This is a genomic window from Paramesorhizobium salinisoli (assembly GCF_003335045.1).
GTDB classification, from domain to species: domain Bacteria; phylum Pseudomonadota; class Alphaproteobacteria; order Rhizobiales; family Rhizobiaceae; genus Paramesorhizobium; species Paramesorhizobium salinisoli.
The window spans coordinates 1-18033 of the sequence record NZ_QOZG01000021.1; the positions used below are offsets into that span (position 1 = coordinate 1).

The following is an 18033-nucleotide window of genomic DNA, read 5'->3' on the forward strand; positions in this document are numbered from 1 at the left end:
CCGACCAGACGATGTCCGCCTGCTGGAACGGCGCTCCGCCACTGGCATGCACGTAATTCCCATTCAGCGGATACGAATTGCCGCATGTAAGCGTGTTCCCTTGCGGCGAACTGATCGTGATGACGCCGTCGCCGGTGCCAACCGTAAAATCCAAGACAAGATCCAGATCGGAGTGGTCGTAGACCCCGGCTGCCGGGTTAAAGTTCCCCGTCGTGCCGATCACCGCATTGGCGATAGCGGAGCCGGCCTGGGCCGTCACATTGATGGTGGCCTGGCCCGTGGCGCCTTGGGTGTAGGAGGTGTTCTTGCTGTCGAACCCGGTGGCGCCGCTGCCGCCCTTGAAGGCGAGCTTGTCCGACGGCGCGGCGTACCACAGCACCTTGGTGTTGGCCGGGACCAGATTGCCGTTCTCGTCCCGATAGGTACACGTCAGCTTGTGGGGCAGGCCCTCCGTCAGGTTGTCGGTGCCATCGGTGGACGTGAGCGTCATCGTGCCGGCGCCGGACAGGGTTACGGTTTGCCCGAAATCGACCTGGAGCGTGCCGATATCCGGCGTGGTTCCGGCACTGCCCTTCACGATTGCCGTGGCTGTGCCGGTGCCGGCGTATTTGATAATGGTGCTGCTCATGCCCCAGCCATCCACGGGGGTCGGCGACGGGCCGATCGAGACGCCGGCGACGGGGGGATCGATCGTCCAGGTGACGGTTCCGCTGGTCGCCAGGCCACCCATCGTCCGATAGCTCGCCTGCAACAGATGCGGCGTGTTCGCCGCCACGGGATCGCCGTCCAGCGAAATCACCGAAAGGACGTTGCCGGTAGGCGCCGGACTCACGGTCGTGACGGGGAAGTTGGCGGAACCGATGGGGACGTCCGAATTGTCGCCACGGGCATAGACTGTGATGAAGGGAGGCGCGTCGGCATTCGACCCATAGAGGGTGATCTGCGTGGAGGCTGTAGTCCCGGAGATGTCCGAAACGGCCGGATCGAATTTGATGATGTAGTTGAGAATGGAAGGGGTGGACCAGTAGATCTTGGAAACGCCGCAATTGTCGCCCGTCACCGTCGCCGTCACGCTTGTCGGCGTGTAGAGCGGTATGGACGTGACGCCATTCGGCAACGAAACGTCGATTTCGCAGGCGCTCTGAGTAGCCGGGCTCATCAAGAATTGATAGGGTGAGTTTATACCTAAATCCTGCGTCCAGATATACAGACCTGGATCTGCGCCAATTGGCGGCTGATATTCTAGTACCGGCATTGCAAAAGCTGGAGAATACTTTGAGCTTATAATCGTCGTCGTTGAAGATAAACCGATAGAGTTATTTATATCAAATAATTCAGCATTCGATTCAATATCAGTGTAAACAGACAACATATACATCATTGTAACAGGATTGTTGTAATCAAAACTCAAATAACGGCCGTTAGCTGCACGTATATAAACGCTACTGCTTCCACCGTCCGGAATAATTGTAAATACACAATTGTCATTTTTTGTTTCAGAGAATTGACTGATGTCGTTTGTTCCAGGATTCAATCCGATATAGTACTTATCATCAATAGTCTTTATATAAACATTATATGGCTCGGTTGACATGTCTTCAATCCCTTTGAAATATTGTAATAATATTGAAATATCTGTTCGTCGTGAATTAACTTGTTTTACAAACTGGCCAAAAACAACCGCGCTTCCGATGGCACGCAGCATTCCTGGACGGTCTCACCAGAATGCAGTGTTCAGTTCTTTGATCGCAGTCACTAACCCATATGGGTTTCCTACGCCTCGGTGCGCGTGCTGCATGGGCTTCTTCGGATACTGTGTCATCTACATTTCTTCCTCTTGAAACGGATGTCTGAGCATGAGCCCGGCTGGGCGATGAATACGCGCGGATGCGTCGGCGTGGCTTCGCAAGCCAGCAAGTGGCACTCCACTACGTCTACAACAGCAATGTTTGGGCAAGTATCGCGTCGGCGCGACCGGAAAACGCGGCGACTTCTAGGCAGGCGCCTCTGCGCCGACACCCGGCACATCAATGGCGGCGTTTACAATCGAAGTGCCGAACTGAGCCTCCATGTCGAGACTGCACTGTAAGGGGATATATGGTTTTATGATTTGAATATACATAGCCATATCACGCTCTCAAAAATTGCCCTTGCAACGCACTCCTTCATCTCATTCTCTGGAGTGCTTGCGTTTTATTAGTTACATTAAATATAATTCGACAATATTGAAATTATTACATGGTCGTGTCGACCGGTCAACCTCCCAGGAAAAACAAGGAAATAATTTCTTTAAAGTGATGTCCGACAACATATATAGTTATAGCCGTAACCTGTTGCTTTAACAGCACTGCCTCGACCTTGCCAAGCCCCCGTCCCAGCGACGAAACCTCGAAGGAGCAGAGCCTAAACTGGCCTACTCCGCTTCCCGGAACCAATTCCTTCGTTTAGGCGCCACAACTCATGTCATTGCAGCGGCACACATTTGCGGCTGGAAGCGTACGCCACGTCCTAGCGTCGCCCAGGCTATCCGAGCGAGTTAGAAGCAAGCGCGACAATCACCACGTTGGGTGGGCTCGCGCCAGTAGACCTCGAAACCACTCGCCCAGGGGCGTCGCTTGTTTGGAAGGCTCGGCAGCGCCGCTCGTGCGCCGTGAATTAGCAACATGCGCAGGTAGTGGGCAAAGTCGATCCTCCGGCAACACTTTCGCCATTCTCAGTTGCAATCAAACCGCTATGCGGCACACCGCCGATAGCGGTCGGGATGTTTATCCGCATCGATTTTACCTCCATCGCCCGGCGTTTTAGGGCAGAGAGCAAAGCACGTTGACATGAGGCGGCCCGCTCATCAGAATTAAAGTCTCACCAGGGTGTCCCGACAAGGGGCTGAGATACTGCTGGCCGCAAGGCAGCGCAGGGACCCAATGAACCTGATCCAGCTTATACTGGCGTAGGGACGGTGCGGATGCCCTTGCGGCCGCTTGGCCGGCATTTTTCAGGCGTTCAATCCCCTTCCAAGTCCGTACTGGGTCTTCGAGTACTTGCAAGCGAGGAGCCTGACATGACATCCACTGCCACGCCGACTGTGACTTCAGGGCCGTTGCCCGCCTCGACAAAGGTTTTCAAACCGGGCGCGATCCATTCCGACATTCGCGTCTGCGCGAGGCCTGGGTCACGGCGCGCGGCGACGTGAAGCGCCATGACGGCCACAACGTCAAGCCGGAGGACAACGGGTTCGTGAGCGCGAACCGACTGACGCCGGAATTCCCGATCAGCAACCCGCCGTTCAAGGCAAAGGACGGCAAGGCCGTCACCCAGCTTGCCTATGCTCGGGCGGGCATCATCACGCGTGAGATGGAATTCATCGCCATTCGTGAAAACCTCGGCCGCGAAATACTGAAAGAGAAGCCCATGCGCGACGGCGAGAGCTTCGGCGCGGCAGTGCCCGATTATGTTACGCCCGATTTCGTGCGTGACGAGGTCGCCCGTGGGCGGGCCATCATCCCGGCCAACATCAACCACCCGGAATCGGAGCCGATGATCATCGGCCGCAATTTCCTGACAAAGATCAACGCGAACATCGGCAATTCGACCGTCACCTCCTCCATGGCCGAGGAAGTGGAGAAGATGATCTGGGCCATTCGCTGGGGCGCGGATACGGTGATGGACCTTTCCACCGGGCGCAACATCCACAATATTCGCGAATGGATCATCCGCAATTCGCCCGTGCCGATCGGCACGGTGCCACTCTATCAGGCGCTGGAGAAGGTCGGCGGCGTCACCGAGGACCTCACCTGGGAGGTCTATCGCGATACGCTGATCGAGCAGGCCGAACAGGGCGTCGACTACTTCACGATCCATGCCGGCGTGCGGCTTCGCTACATTCCGCTTACGGTGAACCGGGTCACGGGCATCGTCTCGCGCGGCGGCTCCATCATGGCCAAGTGGTGCCTTGCCCACCACAAGGAGAGCTTCCTCTACGAGCATTTCGAGGAGATTTGCGACATCTGCCGCGCTTATGACATCTCCTTCTCGCTGGGCGACGGACTGCGCCCCGGCTCGATCGCGGACGCCAATGATGCCGCCCAGTTCGCCGAGCTGGAGACGTTGGGCGAGCTGACGAAAATCGCATGGGCCAGGGATTGCCAGGTGATGATCGAGGGGCCGGGCCATGTTCCCATGCACAAGATCAAGGAGAACATGGACAAGCAGCTCGAAATCTGCGGCGAGGCCCCGTTCTACACGCTTGGACCACTCACGACCGATATCGCACCGGGATACGACCACATCACCTCGGCCATCGGTGCGGCCATGATCGGCTGGTTCGGCACGGCAATGCTTTGCTACGTCACGCCGAAGGAGCATCTGGGCCTGCCCGACCGCGACAATGTGAAGACCGGCGTCATCACCTACAAGATTGCCGCCCACGCTGCCGACCTCGCCAAGGGACATCCAGCGGCAAAAACCCGGGACGATGCGCTTTCCCGCGCGCGCTTCGAGTTCCGCTGGGAGGACCAGTTCAGCCTCTCGCTGGATCCTGAAACCGCGCGCTCCATGCACGACGAGACCCTGCCGAAAGAGGCGCATAAGATCGCCCATTTCTGCTCCATGTGCGGGCCGAAATTCTGCTCCATGCGGATTTCCCACGACATCCGCGCCGAAGCGCAGAAGGAAGGTATGGCCGCGATGGCGGAGAAATTCCGCGAGGGCGGTGATCTCTACTTGCCTATGGTGAAGGAGAGCTGAGGGTGGCGTCGGCCCCAACTGATTGGTACTTCGGCAACGATTATATGACTATCGGGCGATCATTGGAGAAACGCTACGAAGGAAACCCAGCTCAAGGACGCGAAGGCAACACGCTCAACCATGGTTGATCAGGCTATGTCCGACGAGCCGCCCGTCATCACTCGCCATGGTCGCAAGGAAAACCGTGATCGTTTCTTTCGAGAAGTGGGAGCGCATCACCAAAGTTCCGATCGTTGCCGTTCTGCTGCTGGCTTTCGCTGGCGCGTCGGCTTGCGGCTGTCGAACATCTTGCTGCCGGCCTGCTCTCCGGCGGAGCGCGTGGCTGCGTGGCCTTGCTAAATCTGTATATTCCCACTGAGATATTTGCATATTCCGTAACGGATATGCTTGATCAGGGAAAACACCATGGCTTTGTACATCCGTGATGATGATGTCGACGCGCTCGCTCGCAAGGTCCAGCAGATCACAAACGCCCCCAATAAGACCGAGGCTGTCAGGCGCGCTTTGCAAAACGAACTGGCTCGCGCGCAGGAAGCCATACCACTCAAGGAAAGGGTGAAAAAGCTTCAGGATAAAGTGCGGAAGCGCATGGGCTCGAAGACGCCCGATTTCGATATGAAGAAATTCACAGATGACATGTGGGAAATCTGATGTTCTTAGACGCCTCCGCAATCGTCGCGATCCTGGCCGGCGAGGAAGATGCCGGATACCTCATCGCCAAAATCGAAATAGCCAAGAAACCCATATTTTACTCATCTCTTTCGATCTTCGAAGCCGTCATCAGCTTGGCGCGAATCATATCAATTTCGCAAAACGGCGATGAGGCCCCTACCCCGCCAGATTTGATCGATCAGGCACAGGAAGACGTTGAACAGTTTCTGGAGACGATCGGCGCGCGCGAAATGTCGGTAAGCGGCTCGATGCACCGCAAAGCGATAGAGGCGGCGCGATCCTTTGGCCGCTTCGCAGCACATCCCGCGCGACTCAATTTCGGTGACTGTTTCGCCTACGCTTGCGCCAAGGAATTCCGCCTCCCCATTTTGTTCAAGGGTGAGGACTTTTCGAAAACCGACCTTGAGGCGGCCTAGCCCCTTGTTGCGCAACCACCACGGGAAACCCTTATAGATTGCGTCGCGGAACTGCTTTTTGGCGAGCCTGGCTGGCATGGCGCCGCAAATAGTAGGACATGGCGCCCGAAATCAGTGCCGTCACACCAAACGCCGCTGCAAGTCCGAGCCCGCTCACGCGCCAGCCCCACTGCGAAATGGCCGAATTGCTGATGAATGGCGATAAAAACTGACCCAGAAAAACCGATCCGGTTAGCAAAGCGCCTGTCTTGCCGCGCCGCTGGGCTGGGGTCGCAGCGAGCGAAAGTGCTACAAACGGCGGGATCGTAAGAGCATAGCCCGCACCGATGGCGGCACAAGCGAGAAAGGGTCCGATTTCCGCGTCGGCAGTGACAAGTACAGCAAATCCAGCGGCCATCAGGCTGAAACCACAAGCCCAGGTCCAACCGAGGCCGATAACCTCACGAAGCCAATTGTAGCCTAGAGCTGCTCCGCCACCGGCCAGCATCAATACACCAAGAGCGGCTCCGGTTATCACGGGTGAAGCGTAGCCTTCTTCTGCGAGAAAGAATGGCAATTGAGTCGGCATCACGAAGAAGAGCATAGTTACGATCAGCTGTCCGAGCGCAAGCAGATGGACGATCCCCTGCGACCTCCCCGCAGATGGACAGGAGGGATTTCCAAGGGGCCCCAGACTTGACGGGATATCGACAAGCACGCGCCAGAACAACGGGAGAGCAAGCAGAGGCAGAGCATAGGCAGCAAAAGGGAGTCTCGGGCTAATGGTGGCGAGAAGTCCGGCCAATACGATGAAAACAAACCCGCCCAGGTTTCGCGCAGAAACCTGACCGCTAGAAACTGCGTGCAAGGTCTTTCCTGAAAAATAGTCCCCTAGAAGCGCTGATTGAGCGGTCATGATCATGGCAAGCGCGACCCCGAGGCAGAGCCTGCTGATCATAATCATTGGCAATGTTGGCAAGAGAAGCCCGGCACTGCCCGAGATGATGAACAAGAGCACTCCCGCCAAGAGCATTCGGCGCCGACCGGAGCGGTCAGCGATCGCGCCACACCATGGCGCGACAAGCACGACCGCCAAAGACGGGGCCGGAACCAACAGCCGGATCAGAAAGGACTGGCCGTCACCGACAAACTCCCTTTCCAGATCCGGTAGAGCGGGACTGATTGTAGCGGCTGTCATCACGGTGAGCGACGCGGCCATCATCAGAGCGATTGCGCGCGGATCGCGCCAGATCGGCCGTTCTTCCGGTTCGTCTATTGGGTACATTTCTGCCGTCTCCGTTGCATTTGGTTTCACAAGCGGGCACGATACGAATTCAAGTCAACTTGAGGTCAAGCATGAAATTTCTGGACATAGCCGAGGTGGCCAGCGCGAGCGGACTGCCTGCCTCGACCCTACGTTATTATGAGGAACAGCACCTTATCGTCTCAGTGGGCAGACACGGGCTGCGGCGCCAGTTCGAGCCAGACGTGCTCAACCGGCTGGCTTTAATCAGCCTGGCACGGTCGGCAGGGTTTCTACTAAGTGACGTCGCGGCAATGTTTGGCCGAAATAACGCCCTTAGGCTTCCGCGCAACGAACTGCGTTCTCGTGCGGACGAACTCGAACGAAAAGCTCAAAGTATCAAGGCTTTGGCGGCCATGATGCGTCACGTTGCCGACTGTCCTGCCCCCTCACATCTGGAATGCCCGACGTTTCAGAAACTGTTGCGGATAGCAGCCAAGCATCAATCCCGCACGCGCAGGCAGAAGAAGAAAAGCGGGACTACCGCGCTCTGAAGGTGCCTTTCGAGCGATAGCGCTGCCGCCGAAATCTGCCGGACAAGGCGAGAAGGGCCCGGAGACCTTCACAGTTTCCGGGCCCTGTGTTTTCCGAAAGCTCAGAATTCGATGACGATCTTGCCGAATGGGCCGCGATCGAGATGCGCGAAAGCCTCGGCCGCTTCTTCGAACCGATAGCGCCTGTCGATCACGGGCTTCAGGCCGACCACATCAACGGCAAGGACGAAATCTTCCAGCGCCCGGCGGTGGCCGACCGAAATGCCCTGCACGATGGGCGCCTTTAAAAGCAGGTCCGGTGCGGAACCGGAAATTTCAAGACCGCCGAATACGCCGATCAAGGATATCCGGCCACCGACTGCCACCGCCTTCAGCGACTGCGCAAAGCCTGAGCCTCCCGCGATATCCAGTACATGGTCGGCGCCATAACCGTCCGTCAGATCGAGCAGCCCATCCACCCAGCCATCCCGCGCAAGGAGATGTTTGACACCCAGCCCGCGTACACGTTCCAGCTTTTCAGCGCTCGACGAGGTGACGAAGATTTCCGCGCCGTGCGCGCGTGCGATCTGAACCGCAAACAGCGCCACGCCGCCGGTGCCCTGGACCAGCACCTTGTCACCGGCCTTGAGATGGCCACTCTCGATCAGCGCCATCCAGGCCGTCAAGCCGGCGCAGGGCAGCGTGCTGGCTTCGCCGGCGTCGAGCGTTTTCGGTGCTGCGACGAACCAGTCGGCCGGAAAGGTAACATATTCGGATAGTACGCCGGGATGGGCGCCGCCCAACGTCCGATAGGGCGGATTGCGCGCATTGCCCAGGCCGTTGCCATCCAAGCGGCCGGGCATGAAGGTGGAGATCACCCTGTCGCCGGGCTTGAAGCGGGTCACACCCGTCCCAACCGCTTCCACGACGCCCGCCATGTCGGAGACCGGCACGAAGGGAAATGCGAGCGGAAGCCCCATGCCGTTTTCCATCACCAGCTTGTCTCGGAAATTTAGCGACACCGCCTCGGTCCGCACCACCATTTCGCCGACGCCAGGGGCAGCAATTTCCGCCTCGCGGATTCGAAGATCCTGCGGCCCGAGCCCTGCAATGCTCCACTGCCTTGCCGTTTTCATCAATCACTCCTTTAACCATTGCAATGGTCAAGCATACCGTTGAAATTTCCTCCGCATTTGCGGTATAAAATCCCCACAATGGTTCCTGCAGGGAAACAATATGGAGCACCTCAAGGATATCCCGGTCTTTGTGGAAGCCGTCGAAGCCGGTGGCTTTTCGGCCGCATCGAAGAAGCTGAACCTCACGCGCTCAGCTGTCGCCAAGACGATCGCGCGGCTTGAGAGCCGGCTTGGCGTCCGGCTTTTCCATCGCACCACCCGCAGCCAGAACCTTACCGAAGAAGGTCGTTTCTTCTACGAGCGCTGCCAAAGGGCTGTAGAGGAAATTCGTCTCGGCCAAGCGGAATTGGAATCGGGTCGGCGCGAAGTGCGCGGCAAGCTGCGGGTGACAATGCCGGTCATCTTCGGTCGCCGATGCGTTGCGCCGACGCTGATCAAACTGCTTGAAAAACATCCCGGCCTGGAGCTCGACCTCTCGTTCAGCGACCGCGTTGTCGACCTGCGAACCGACGGCTTCGATCTCGCGGTTCGCAGCGGCCGGCTAAAGGACGATGCTGAGACGATGGTGCGAACCATCGCCTTCCAACGGCTTATGGTCTGCGCATCGCCGGCCTACCTCCAGAATCGTGGAGAACCGCAGAGCCTCGATGATCTGCCAAAATACGAAGGCATCATTTATGGCAAGCCGGAGAGCCATGAGACCTGGGTGTTCCCGACACCCGACGATCCCTGGCGCGTCGTGCTGCCCCGCTCCCGCCTGCGGCTCGATGATCTCGACGCGATCCTCAATGCAGGTCTGGAGGGCCATGGGCTGATCTGGCTGCCTTTCTGGATGGTGCGGGACCACGTTGCCAGCGGCCGCCTGCGGCAGGTGCTGAAATCCGTGCCTTCCGTCTCTTTTGAAACCCATGCCGTCTGGCCGCGCTCGCCAGTCATGTTGCCCAGAGTGCGGCTGGCGATCGACACGATGGTGCGCGAACTGCCGCGCTTCATGGAATAGAAATATCATCTCAATTCGAAGATCATGGAGAATGCCGAGGGCCGATCTCCGCATGGGCGTGGCGCCTCCTATCAAAATGAAAAGCCCCTCTTTCGCCCCTTCACTTCTCTATAAAATATCAGGAAGCAGCCCGATATCAGCTAGAACGCTTCCGCAAATCTTTGACGATCTTCGCTGCACGGCGCAGCGCCGTAGCGGCGGCGCCGATGACGAGGATCCAGAGCGCAAAGACGAGGATCTCATCGCCGCCGTTCCAGAGCGGTGCGAGGAGCGCAAGGAGTGCCGCGGCCGTGACCACCGCCATGCGGTGCTGCTTGGCCATCGGGCCGGAGAAATCGGCGGGCAGGCCGCAGGCGCGGCCGAGCTCGCGAGTGTAGGCGGTGAGCACCGCAAAGGCCGCCGCCGCCCAGCCAAGTGCCGGCTCTCCCGCGCCATAGCCCACGCCGACCAGGATCAGCATGTCGGCCATACGGTCGGGAAACTCGTTCCAGAAGGCTCCATCGGGCGCGTGCTTGCCAGCCTCGACCGCCACCATGCCGTCAAAGAGATTGCAGAGAAGCCGGATCTGGCAGCATGCCGCCGCCGCGATCAGCAGCGCCGCCCGCGGGCTCCCGTCGGCCAGCCCCGAAACCCAGAAGCAGGCGCCCGCTACCGCCGCCGCGGCGATGCTTGCCATCGAGATCTGGTTGGGCGTGATAGCGGTGGCGGCGAGCCTGTGGGTGATGCTGCGTGCCCATCCGGTGTCGCGGCTCGCCAGAGGTCTGCGGTTGCTTGCATCTGCCATGAGTTCAGCACCTTTTCGATCGCCAGAGCGTATAATTGTAAATAGCCGCATAGAAGGTTGCGACGCTCAGCGGCAAAGCGATGGTCTCCACTATCTCCGGTGTGCCGCTGATCATGTGGACCGCCGTGAGCAGACTGGCCGAGATCAACCCGGCGATGACCGGTGGTGCTATCAGCGCCGGCAAGCCGCCGAAGCGCGCCGCCAGCGTTTCGATCACCCGCTTCAAGACCAGCGTGATCGAGGCCGAAAGCCCGCCCTGCACCAGGCCGGCCAGAAGCGGCGCCGGCATCGCATGGCCACGGTTGGCAAAGATGGCCCAGCCGCCCATGGTGAGAAAGGCGAAGAGGACATGGACGGCGCTGCTTTGCGCCAGGCGGGCGATGGCCGTGCTCATGTGAGCGACCACCAGTAGCGCACCAGATGGAAGAAGATCGGCGCCGAGAAGACGACCGAGTCGAGCCGGTCGATGAAGCCGCCATGGCCGGCGATCATATGCCCCCAGTCCTTCACGCCGCGGTCACGCTTGATCGCTGACATCACCAGTCCGCCAAAAAAACCCATCAGCACAATGACAAATGACAGAAGACCAGCCTGCAATGGTGTGAAGGGCGTCATCCAGGCAAGGCCCGCCCCGATCAAAGTGGCGCTGAGCGCCCCGCCGATGAAGCCTTCCACCGTCTTGGACGGCGACAGCTTCGGCGCGATCTTTGTGCGCCCGAGGAGCTTGCCCCAGACATATTGCAGCACATCGCTGATCTGCACCACGATCACCAGGAAGGCTATGAGCAGCACGTTGCGCCCCTCGTAGCCGGGTATGTCCAGGCTGAGCAGAGCCGGCACATGCGAGGCGCAGAAGACGCAAATCATCAGCGCCCATTGCACTTCCGCAATTCGGACGAGGTAATGGTCCGTGTCGCCGCGCAAGGCCGCCATGATCGGCATCAGGAGAAATGCGTAGACCGGAATGAAGATCGAATAGAGCCCGTACCATCCAATCCAGATCAGATAATACTGCAGCGGCAGGACGATGAAGAAGGCAGCAGCGAGCGCCCAGTGGTCGGCACGGCGCGTATTGGTGAGCGTCACGAATTCGCGCAGCGCGGCGAAGGAGCAGAATGCGAAGAGCAGCGTCACCCCCATGCGCCCGCCGATGAGCGCCAGACCCATCAAAATCACCATCACCCACCATGCGCGGATGCGGTCGTTGAGATTTTCGATAACGATGTTGGAGCCGTCCGGCGACAGGCGCCATTGCAACACGTAGCCGATGATCGAAGCTGCAACCAGTACGGCGGCCAGACCGGCGAGGAGGGTGAGAAGATCGGGGTGCGGCGCACTCATAGGACTGTTGTCTTGGGTGAGAGGGCAAGAAGGGCCGCCTCGGCCCTCGCGATGAAGTCCTGTTTGGCTTCCGCTTCACCAACCCGCAGCGGCGCGCCAAAGGTGACGGTGCAGATCAGTGGAATGGGCACGATCTCGCCCTTGGGCATCACGCGATTGAGATTCTCAACCCAAACCGGCACGAGATCGACGCTGGAGCGCGCCATGGCGAGGTGATAGAGCCCGCTCTTGAACGGCAAAAGGCGTGTATCGCCAGTGTTGCGGGTGCCTTCCGGAAAGACGATGAGAGAAGCCCCCTCGTCCAATGCGGCCGTCATCAGGGCCACCGGGTCCTCCGTCCGCTTCTCGCGATGACGTTCGATGAGCAGGGCGTTGAAAACATTTTGGCCTATGAAGCGCTTGAGCCGCCCCTTCCGCCAGTAATCCGCGCCCGCCACCGGTCGTGTCCGCCGCCGCAATCTCGGCGGCAGCACCGTCCAGATCAGGACGAAGTCGCCATGGCTGGCATGGTTGGCGAAATAGATCCGCTGCTCGTCGGCCGGATCGATACCTTCCCAGTTCCCCCGCACGGCGGTGATAAAGCGGGCGAAGCCGACGATCAATCCTGAAACGAACTTCGCAAGCATCCAGCCCCCTCGCCTTGGTTTGCCAGAGCAGAAAGCGAGCCCCCGGCTTTTTGACTCTGCGATCGATCGCGCCGGCATCCGCGGCCAGCCTACCCCTGTACCATCAATAGCCCGCATGTGACATTGACCTTTTGTGGAAGCCTGGTCGAAATGTCTTCTCAGAAAGGACAGGCCGGAAAAGGGCTGTCGTTGCTGGCATTCATTCCATTGCGAAGCCTCGATGCCTTATGACCGACGATTTAAGGCCAGGTCCTGCTGGTCAAGCATCATGACATATATCGCGTTGTCTCCGTCGTGATCGACGAGGTCGGGCGTCTTGCCAAGATTGGACCAGCGAGAGTTCAGCAATTTATTTCTCTTGGAAATCAATTTCATAAATCCCCCCGGAACGAGCTGGCAGCAAGATCTGAATCAAACGACGCGGAGCAAAAAAAGACGTAGGCGAGCGCTGTGATCCAGCGACCCGCAATCTGTCCCTAATGAAGCCCGCCATACATGTCGCCACCCGAAAGTATGACGCCGCGGGGAAACCATCGAGTAGGAGATGATGCCGTCGTTGTCCGGCAGCCTTATTCCAAGGTCGATCTCCAGCGAGGGGCGTTGCGGGGTCTCCCAGCAGAAGGGTGCCGCCGAGACTGTGGCTCAGCCGCGCCGCGGGTGAAGGCTTTCCCCTCATTCTGCCGATATCGGAATGAGACGCTCCCGGCGCCGAGGAGAGCGTAGGCTGGAATTCTGACCAAAGCCGTAATTAGTCATAAATGACATATTAAAACTGATAATGCGTCAGATATGGAAGATTGCGATGGGCTCTCCTAAGGCGAGGCCAGCCCTTGAAAGGCTGGGGCAGGATGTCCGAAACGCGCGATTGCGGCGGGGGTATCGCCGTAGCCGATCTCGCTGTGCGCCGGAACATCATCAAGCTCCATTGCCCGTCTCGACGGGGCGATCCCGGCGTCGCCATTGGGACACTTGCCGATGTGCTAGTCGTCCTGGGCCTGCTGGAACGCCTTGCCGACCTCATCGACGTCAGCAAGGATGATCTTGGATTGGCGCTGACGACGGAGCATGGCTCACGCCGGGGGCGTTCGGGTCAGTCCTCACGGCGGGTTCATTCCCGCGCATGCGGAGAACACGCGATCCTTCCATCAAAGATCATGGTGTGGTGGCGGTCGCACTACCCCGACGCAAAAACGGGGCGGCGCGGCGACGCCGGCCGCCGTCCAACGGGATCCTCAATCCAGCGATCGATTTCCGCCTCGTGCCAGCCAGCGCCGTTGATGCTGATTTTAATCTTAGTGGGAAAGGTGCCTCGGTCATTTTGCGGTAGATGGTGGAACGGGATAGCCCAGTGCGCGCAAGGACGGTTTTGAGGCGAATGATGCGGTCTGGCTCGGGCATGGCGGCACTGCCTGCTGCTGGTCGTTTCTGACGGCCCCTGATCCAGTCAGAGCAAAGAGAAATTAACCTTTTGCAAGAGATATTTAGCGGGCGTTGTACTGCTGAGTACAAATGGTGACAAAAAGACAGTTCTAAAATCCAGGTCCCGGTCTCGCGCAAGGTCGATGCCGTAGGTGCTTATCATCAACGCGTGATTTTCTTCGCCAGTCGCACGCCCGGACCGCCGCCGTTCTCCGGGATGAACTCGATACCAGCGGCTTCAAACGCCATTTGAATGGCCTTTAGCGTGGAAGCATGTGCCGATTTTCCTGCTTCAATACGTGTAATGGTCGCTGCTGTCACATGAGCTTCGCGGGCCAAATCTCGGACACCCCATTTCAGTGCCGCTCGTGCCATCCGTATTTGCTCTTCTGTGATCAAAATTATTACCTTGACATAATTTCTAGAACGCCAAATTATGTCAATGATATAATTTGGCTCATGCAAGCGGCTAAGCGGAGTGCGGGAACACTCCACTCAGCCTGACCACAACCCAAGCTGATTAGGAGCTCGGATCAATGGCTGATTCGGACGATACCACGACTTTGTCTTCCGTCACGCGCAGGATGTTGCTGACGGGCACGATGGCAGCCACGGCGACATGGCCGTTTGAAACTGGCGCAGGCGCCGTCAAGGCGATGGCCGGCAATGCCGCCTGCGACCCCGCGGTGGACCTTTGGCGGCAATGGCTGGCAGCCTATAATGAAACGCAACGCCTTTGGAAAATGCAGCTGGACCTTGAACGCAGGATGGTCGCCGCTGTCGGGTTTCCGCAGGTGGAAATCACATTGCCCGGAGAAATGAAGCCGGTCCGTGCTTTCAGTCTGGAAGACATAGACCGGATATGTAGCGATGCATCCGGGCATCAGGCCGTGAGGGTGCAGGCAATAGCAGCCTTCCGGGAACGGCAGGAAGCCTGGGATCGTCTGGATGACGCTTTGGGATATAGCCGTGCCGAGAAAGCCGGGATACGAGCTGACCGCACTGAAATGAAGTTGGACGACGCCCTGATGGCCACACCGGCCACGACGCTTGCCGGCGTGGCGGGCAAGCTCGATGCGGTCCTGCGCACGGGCGAGTATTTCGAGGCGTGCCCGGATTTCCCCTGGCCGCAGGTGCGTTCAGCGCTGGCCGATCTGATGCGTATCGGGCAGGCCCTGCAGCCGGGGCTCTTCATGCCCGGCAGTGACGTCAAGGGCCTCCCCGCAGCCAATGGGGGCGCATCATGAAAAGTCCTTTCGGGGAACAAGACGGCAAAGCCCTCCACTAAGTGCGAATGCGTGGCGTTGAGCGAATGCAAGATCCTGTGCCATGTGAGAAACCTCCGTCCGGAGCGGGCCGATCCCGCTCGATGGCTCCTCAAGGGCCGGGGACGGTCGCGATCACCGCCCACAATCGCACGATAGACGTGACGCAGGAGCAGTGGGAAGATCACATTGTCGAACAGGAAGCCGCCATGGCCGGCGCTGTCGCCGGCGCCGATACCGGTGATGGTCACGAGACGCGAGACCTGCTCTGCTTTCATCGCGTTGATGAGGGCCTGGGTTGCTGTCGAGAGCAGCGTGAGCTCCCTGAAAGGAGTGGCCGGCGTTCCCAAAGCACTGATGACGGCATCGCGGCCCTTGATGGCTTGGCGCAGCGCCTCCTCGTCACGGGCATCGCCGACAACGAGCTTTGTCCCTTTGAGGTCGTTGGCTTTTTCCGGCGAGCGCACCAGAACGGTGACGTCGTAGCCGCGGGCCAGCGCCTGGCTGACGATATGGCGGCCTGTCGGTCCGGTGGGGCCGAGGATTAGGATTTTCGTGGCTGCGGCGGCATTGGTTTCGGTAACGGAGCTGGTCATTGTCATGATCCTCTTGGAGGCCGGGCGCCTCGTCGGAGGCAGCCCGTTTGGTTTCAGTGCTGGGAGTGATCAGAGCTTGCCCTCTGCGAGCAGTTCGCGGGTCCGCTTCAGCGTCGACAGCAGCGCGGACTTGTAGCCCTTGTCGCTGTCGAACTGCGTTTGCTCGATCTGTTCTTCCGGACCGTTCGGCTGCTTGCCGCGTAGGCCGATATAGCAGTAGAATTTGAGCTGCAGCGCCCCGTCTTCGTCCTCGAACAACTCGTTGACGATGGCGCCTTCCCGCGGTCCAGTGGCCTGGAAGAAGGTGACCTTGCTCTGCGGCTCGAGCGTGATGATTTCGCGCAGGTCGGAACCGGCAATGGTCGCCTCGCGCACGAAGTGGGTCGCGCTTTCCTCTACGACATCGCAGCGGGTGCAGAGACCGGTCGGGAGAAACAGGCGTGCGTCGCGCGCCTTCAGTTCCAGACCCTTCCAGATCTGCTCGCGGGTGAGCTTTGTTTCGCCTTCAGGATTTACGGGAACGGTTGCGGTCGAATAGATCATGACGATAGTCCTTGTTTTGAGATGTGGGACGGCCTGCCTCAGGAAGAGGCCGCAGTTTCCGAGGCAAAGGCGCGATAGGAGCGGAGCGGGCGGCCGAGAAGCGTCGTCAGGCGCTCGACATCGCCGCCTTCCGGCAGCATGCCGTCGATCAGGAACCGCTCGCCCATCATCCGCATGTCGTAAGCCATCCAGGGCGGCATGAACTGGTTGAGGTTCTGCTCGAAGGCAGCCGTATCGCCACCGCCATAACTGATCGGGCGAGCGAGCACGTCCGACCAAATCGCCGCGATATCGGTTCCGGTCAAAGTGTCGGGACCGACGAGGTTGATGCGGTCAGTCGGAAGCGGCTGTGCCGCCTGTTCCCGGCGCAGCAGCTCAAGGGCGGCGATCTCCGCGATATCGCGCGCGTCGATCATGGCAAGCCCCTTGTCGCCGACGGGCATCGGGTAGACGCCGTAGCCTGTGATGACATCCTTGATCATCAGGTCGTTCTGCATGAAGTAGGCCGGGCGCAGAATGGTGGCATGCATGCGCATCTGCTCGATCATCCGTTCGACGCCGAACTTGCCGGCGAAGTGCGGCACGTTCACATAGACGTCCGGGTGAATGACCGACAGGTAAACGATCCGTTCGATGCCGGCCGAGCGGGCGACATTGAGCGCGATCAGAGCCTGAGTGAACTCGTCAGGTACGACGGCATTCAGTAGGAACAACGTGGATACGCCTTCGAAGGCGCTACGCAGGGAGTCGACATCGAGGAACTCACCTTTGGCGACGGCAACACCTGCCGGGAAATTGGCCTTGGAGGGGTCGCGGACGAGGGCGCGGACATCAGCGCCGCGATTGACGAGGTGTTGGATGACTTGGGCGCCGATATTGCCGGTGGCGCCGGTAACGAGAATGGTCATGGAAGTTTCTCCGGGTTTGTTTGCTTGACACCCGGAATATGACCGGTTCATTGTTAGACTAATAGACCGTTAAATTAGACAGCTCGTCTCACAGGTGAAACGATCATGGATCTCGTCGCCCTTGCCGATTTCAACCTTGTTGCGCGCCACGGCGGCTTTGGCAAAGCGTCGCGGGCGTCCGGCCGACCCAAGGCGACCTTGTCCCGACGGGTGACCGAACTGGAGGCCGCTCTTGCGCTTCGGCTGTTTGAACGTGGCGCGCGTAACTTGAAACTCACCGAGGAAGGGCGTGCCCTTCATGAGCGGACAGCCGCTCTGCTGACGGAGCTCGACGAAACGGCGGCCACCATCGCGGCGGGCGGGGACAAGCCGCGCGGCAGGTTACGGATCAGCGCGCCACTGCTGTTTTCACAGACCGCCATGGGTCGGATCGCGGCGGGCTTTGCACTGAAATATCCCGACGTGCGGTTGGAAGTCACCACGGAGGACCGAGCCGTGGACATGATCGAGGAAGGCTATGATCTGGTCATCCGGGTCAACCCGGAACCAGACGAAAGTCTTGTCGGCCGAATTTTCCTACGCGACCGCATGGTTGTCGTGGCAAGCCCCGAGCTTGTCCGCCCGGTTGGAGACTTCCCAGTATCGGGCGTGGTGCGAGGTGCAGGTAATCGGCAGACCTGGAAGGTCACGACTTCAGCAGGGCCTGCGACATTCAGTATCGAGCCAGTCCTTGCATTGTCGTCGCTCATCATGGTTCGGGATGCGGTGCGGGCAGGGGTCGGCGCTGCACGCCTGCCGATCTCCCTGGTGAGCCACGATCTTGCTGACG

Annotated in this window: 16 protein-coding genes, 3 pseudogenes and 1 riboswitch; of the genes and pseudogenes, 7 read left to right on the forward strand and 12 right to left on the reverse strand. The window is 59.2% G+C overall.

Annotated elements, in window-relative coordinates:
• A partial coding sequence (locus tag DUT91_RS22920; protein WP_147272248.1) for a hypothetical protein occupies positions 1-1159 on the reverse strand: 1159 nt, incomplete at its 3' end.
• 1695 nt (positions 1160-2854) lie between these two features.
• Positions 2855-2972: riboswitch (TPP riboswitch) on the forward strand.
• A gap of 86 nt (positions 2973-3058) precedes the next feature.
• Between DUT91_RS22920 and thiC the strand changes: the two are divergent.
• The 3 genes and pseudogenes from thiC to DUT91_RS22940 all read left to right on the forward strand — a co-directional run bounded on the left by thiC (position 3059) and on the right by DUT91_RS22940 (position 5831).
• Positions 3059-4743, forward strand: a pseudogene (gene thiC / locus DUT91_RS22925) (phosphomethylpyrimidine synthase ThiC).
• A gap of 405 nt (positions 4744-5148) precedes the next feature.
• A complete protein-coding gene (locus tag DUT91_RS22935; protein WP_114442770.1) occupies positions 5149-5394 on the forward strand; it encodes a type II toxin-antitoxin system VapB family antitoxin in 246 nt (81 codons plus the stop codon).
• Positions 5394-5831 (forward strand): type II toxin-antitoxin system VapC family toxin, encoded by a 438-nt coding sequence (locus tag DUT91_RS22940; RefSeq protein WP_114442771.1) that lies wholly within the window; start codon positions 5394-5396, stop codon positions 5829-5831. The genes DUT91_RS22935 and DUT91_RS22940 overlap by 1 nt, the downstream gene beginning before the upstream one ends.
• Positions 5832-5862: 31 nt before the next feature.
• Here DUT91_RS22940 and DUT91_RS22945 read toward each other — a convergent pair whose 3' ends face one another.
• A complete protein-coding gene (locus DUT91_RS22945) occupies positions 5863-7095 on the reverse strand; it encodes an MFS transporter (RefSeq protein WP_114442772.1) in 1233 nt (410 codons plus the stop codon).
• 71 nt (positions 7096-7166) lie between these two features.
• Here DUT91_RS22945 and DUT91_RS22950 point away from each other — a divergent pair, with 71 nt between their 5' ends.
• Complete coding sequence (locus tag DUT91_RS22950; protein ID WP_114442773.1) at positions 7167-7607, forward strand: helix-turn-helix domain-containing protein; 441 nt, start codon at positions 7167-7169, stop codon at positions 7605-7607.
• Positions 7608-7708: 101 nt separating this feature from the next.
• Here the strand turns inward: DUT91_RS22950 and DUT91_RS22955 are convergent, their stop codons facing one another.
• A complete protein-coding gene (locus DUT91_RS22955; RefSeq protein ID WP_114442774.1) occupies positions 7709-8722 on the reverse strand; it encodes a zinc-dependent alcohol dehydrogenase family protein in 1014 nt (337 codons plus the stop codon).
• A gap of 100 nt (positions 8723-8822) precedes the next feature.
• Between DUT91_RS22955 and DUT91_RS22960 the strand changes: the two genes are divergently transcribed.
• Positions 8823-9722, forward strand: coding sequence for a LysR family transcriptional regulator (locus DUT91_RS22960; protein WP_114442775.1), 900 nt, complete (start codon positions 8823-8825; stop codon positions 9720-9722).
• Between the two features lie 136 nt (positions 9723-9858).
• Here DUT91_RS22960 and DUT91_RS22965 read toward each other — a convergent pair whose 3' ends face one another.
• From DUT91_RS22965 to DUT91_RS22995, 6 genes and pseudogenes are all read right to left on the reverse strand, one after another.
• Positions 9859-10506 (reverse strand): CDP-alcohol phosphatidyltransferase family protein, encoded by a 648-nt coding sequence (locus DUT91_RS22965; RefSeq protein ID WP_114442776.1) that lies wholly within the window; start codon positions 10504-10506, stop codon positions 9859-9861.
• Positions 10507-10510: 4 nt separating this feature from the next.
• Positions 10511-10900: a hypothetical protein gene (locus tag DUT91_RS22970; protein ID WP_114442777.1), complete on the reverse strand. Its 390-nt coding sequence runs from the start codon at positions 10898-10900 to the stop codon at positions 10511-10513.
• Positions 10897-11847, reverse strand: a complete 951-nt coding sequence (locus DUT91_RS22975) for a phosphatidate cytidylyltransferase (protein ID WP_114442778.1) — start codon at positions 11845-11847, stop codon at positions 10897-10899. Before DUT91_RS22975 ends, DUT91_RS22970 begins: the two co-directional genes overlap by 4 nt.
• Positions 11844-12473 carry a lysophospholipid acyltransferase family protein gene (locus tag DUT91_RS22980; protein WP_114442779.1) on the reverse strand — a complete coding sequence of 210 codons (630 nt, stop codon included), beginning with the start codon at positions 12471-12473 and terminating at the stop codon, positions 11844-11846. The genes DUT91_RS22975 and DUT91_RS22980 overlap by 4 nt, the downstream gene beginning before the upstream one ends.
• Before the next feature lie 1246 nt (positions 12474-13719).
• Positions 13720-13871, reverse strand: a pseudogene (locus DUT91_RS22990) (AlpA family phage regulatory protein); the annotation flags it as partial.
• 183 nt (positions 13872-14054) lie between these two features.
• Positions 14055-14267, reverse strand: coding sequence for a helix-turn-helix domain-containing protein (locus DUT91_RS22995; protein ID WP_114442780.1), 213 nt, complete (start codon positions 14265-14267; stop codon positions 14055-14057).
• A 161-nt stretch (positions 14268-14428) separates the two neighbouring features.
• Here DUT91_RS22995 and DUT91_RS23000 point away from each other — a divergent pair, with 161 nt between their 5' ends.
• On the forward strand, positions 14429-15139 hold the full coding sequence (locus DUT91_RS23000; RefSeq protein ID WP_114442781.1) for a hypothetical protein: 711 nt from the start codon (positions 14429-14431) through the stop codon (positions 15137-15139).
• 173 nt (positions 15140-15312) lie between these two features.
• Here DUT91_RS23000 and DUT91_RS23005 read toward each other — a convergent pair.
• The 3 genes and pseudogenes from DUT91_RS23005 to DUT91_RS23015 form a co-directional block, all read right to left on the reverse strand.
• Positions 15313-15753: pseudogene (locus DUT91_RS23005) on the reverse strand (NAD(P)-dependent oxidoreductase); the annotation flags it as partial.
• A gap of 69 nt (positions 15754-15822) precedes the next feature.
• Positions 15823-16296 carry an SRPBCC family protein gene (locus DUT91_RS23010; protein WP_114442782.1) on the reverse strand — a complete coding sequence of 158 codons (474 nt, stop codon included), beginning with the start codon at positions 16294-16296 and terminating at the stop codon, positions 15823-15825.
• Between the two features lie 38 nt (positions 16297-16334).
• A complete protein-coding gene (locus tag DUT91_RS23015; RefSeq protein ID WP_114442783.1) occupies positions 16335-17204 on the reverse strand; it encodes an NmrA/HSCARG family protein in 870 nt (289 codons plus the stop codon).
• A 105-nt stretch (positions 17205-17309) separates the two neighbouring features.
• Here DUT91_RS23015 and DUT91_RS23020 point away from each other — a divergent pair.
• A partial coding sequence (locus DUT91_RS23020) for a LysR family transcriptional regulator (protein WP_114442784.1) occupies positions 17310-18033 on the forward strand: 724 nt, incomplete at its 3' end.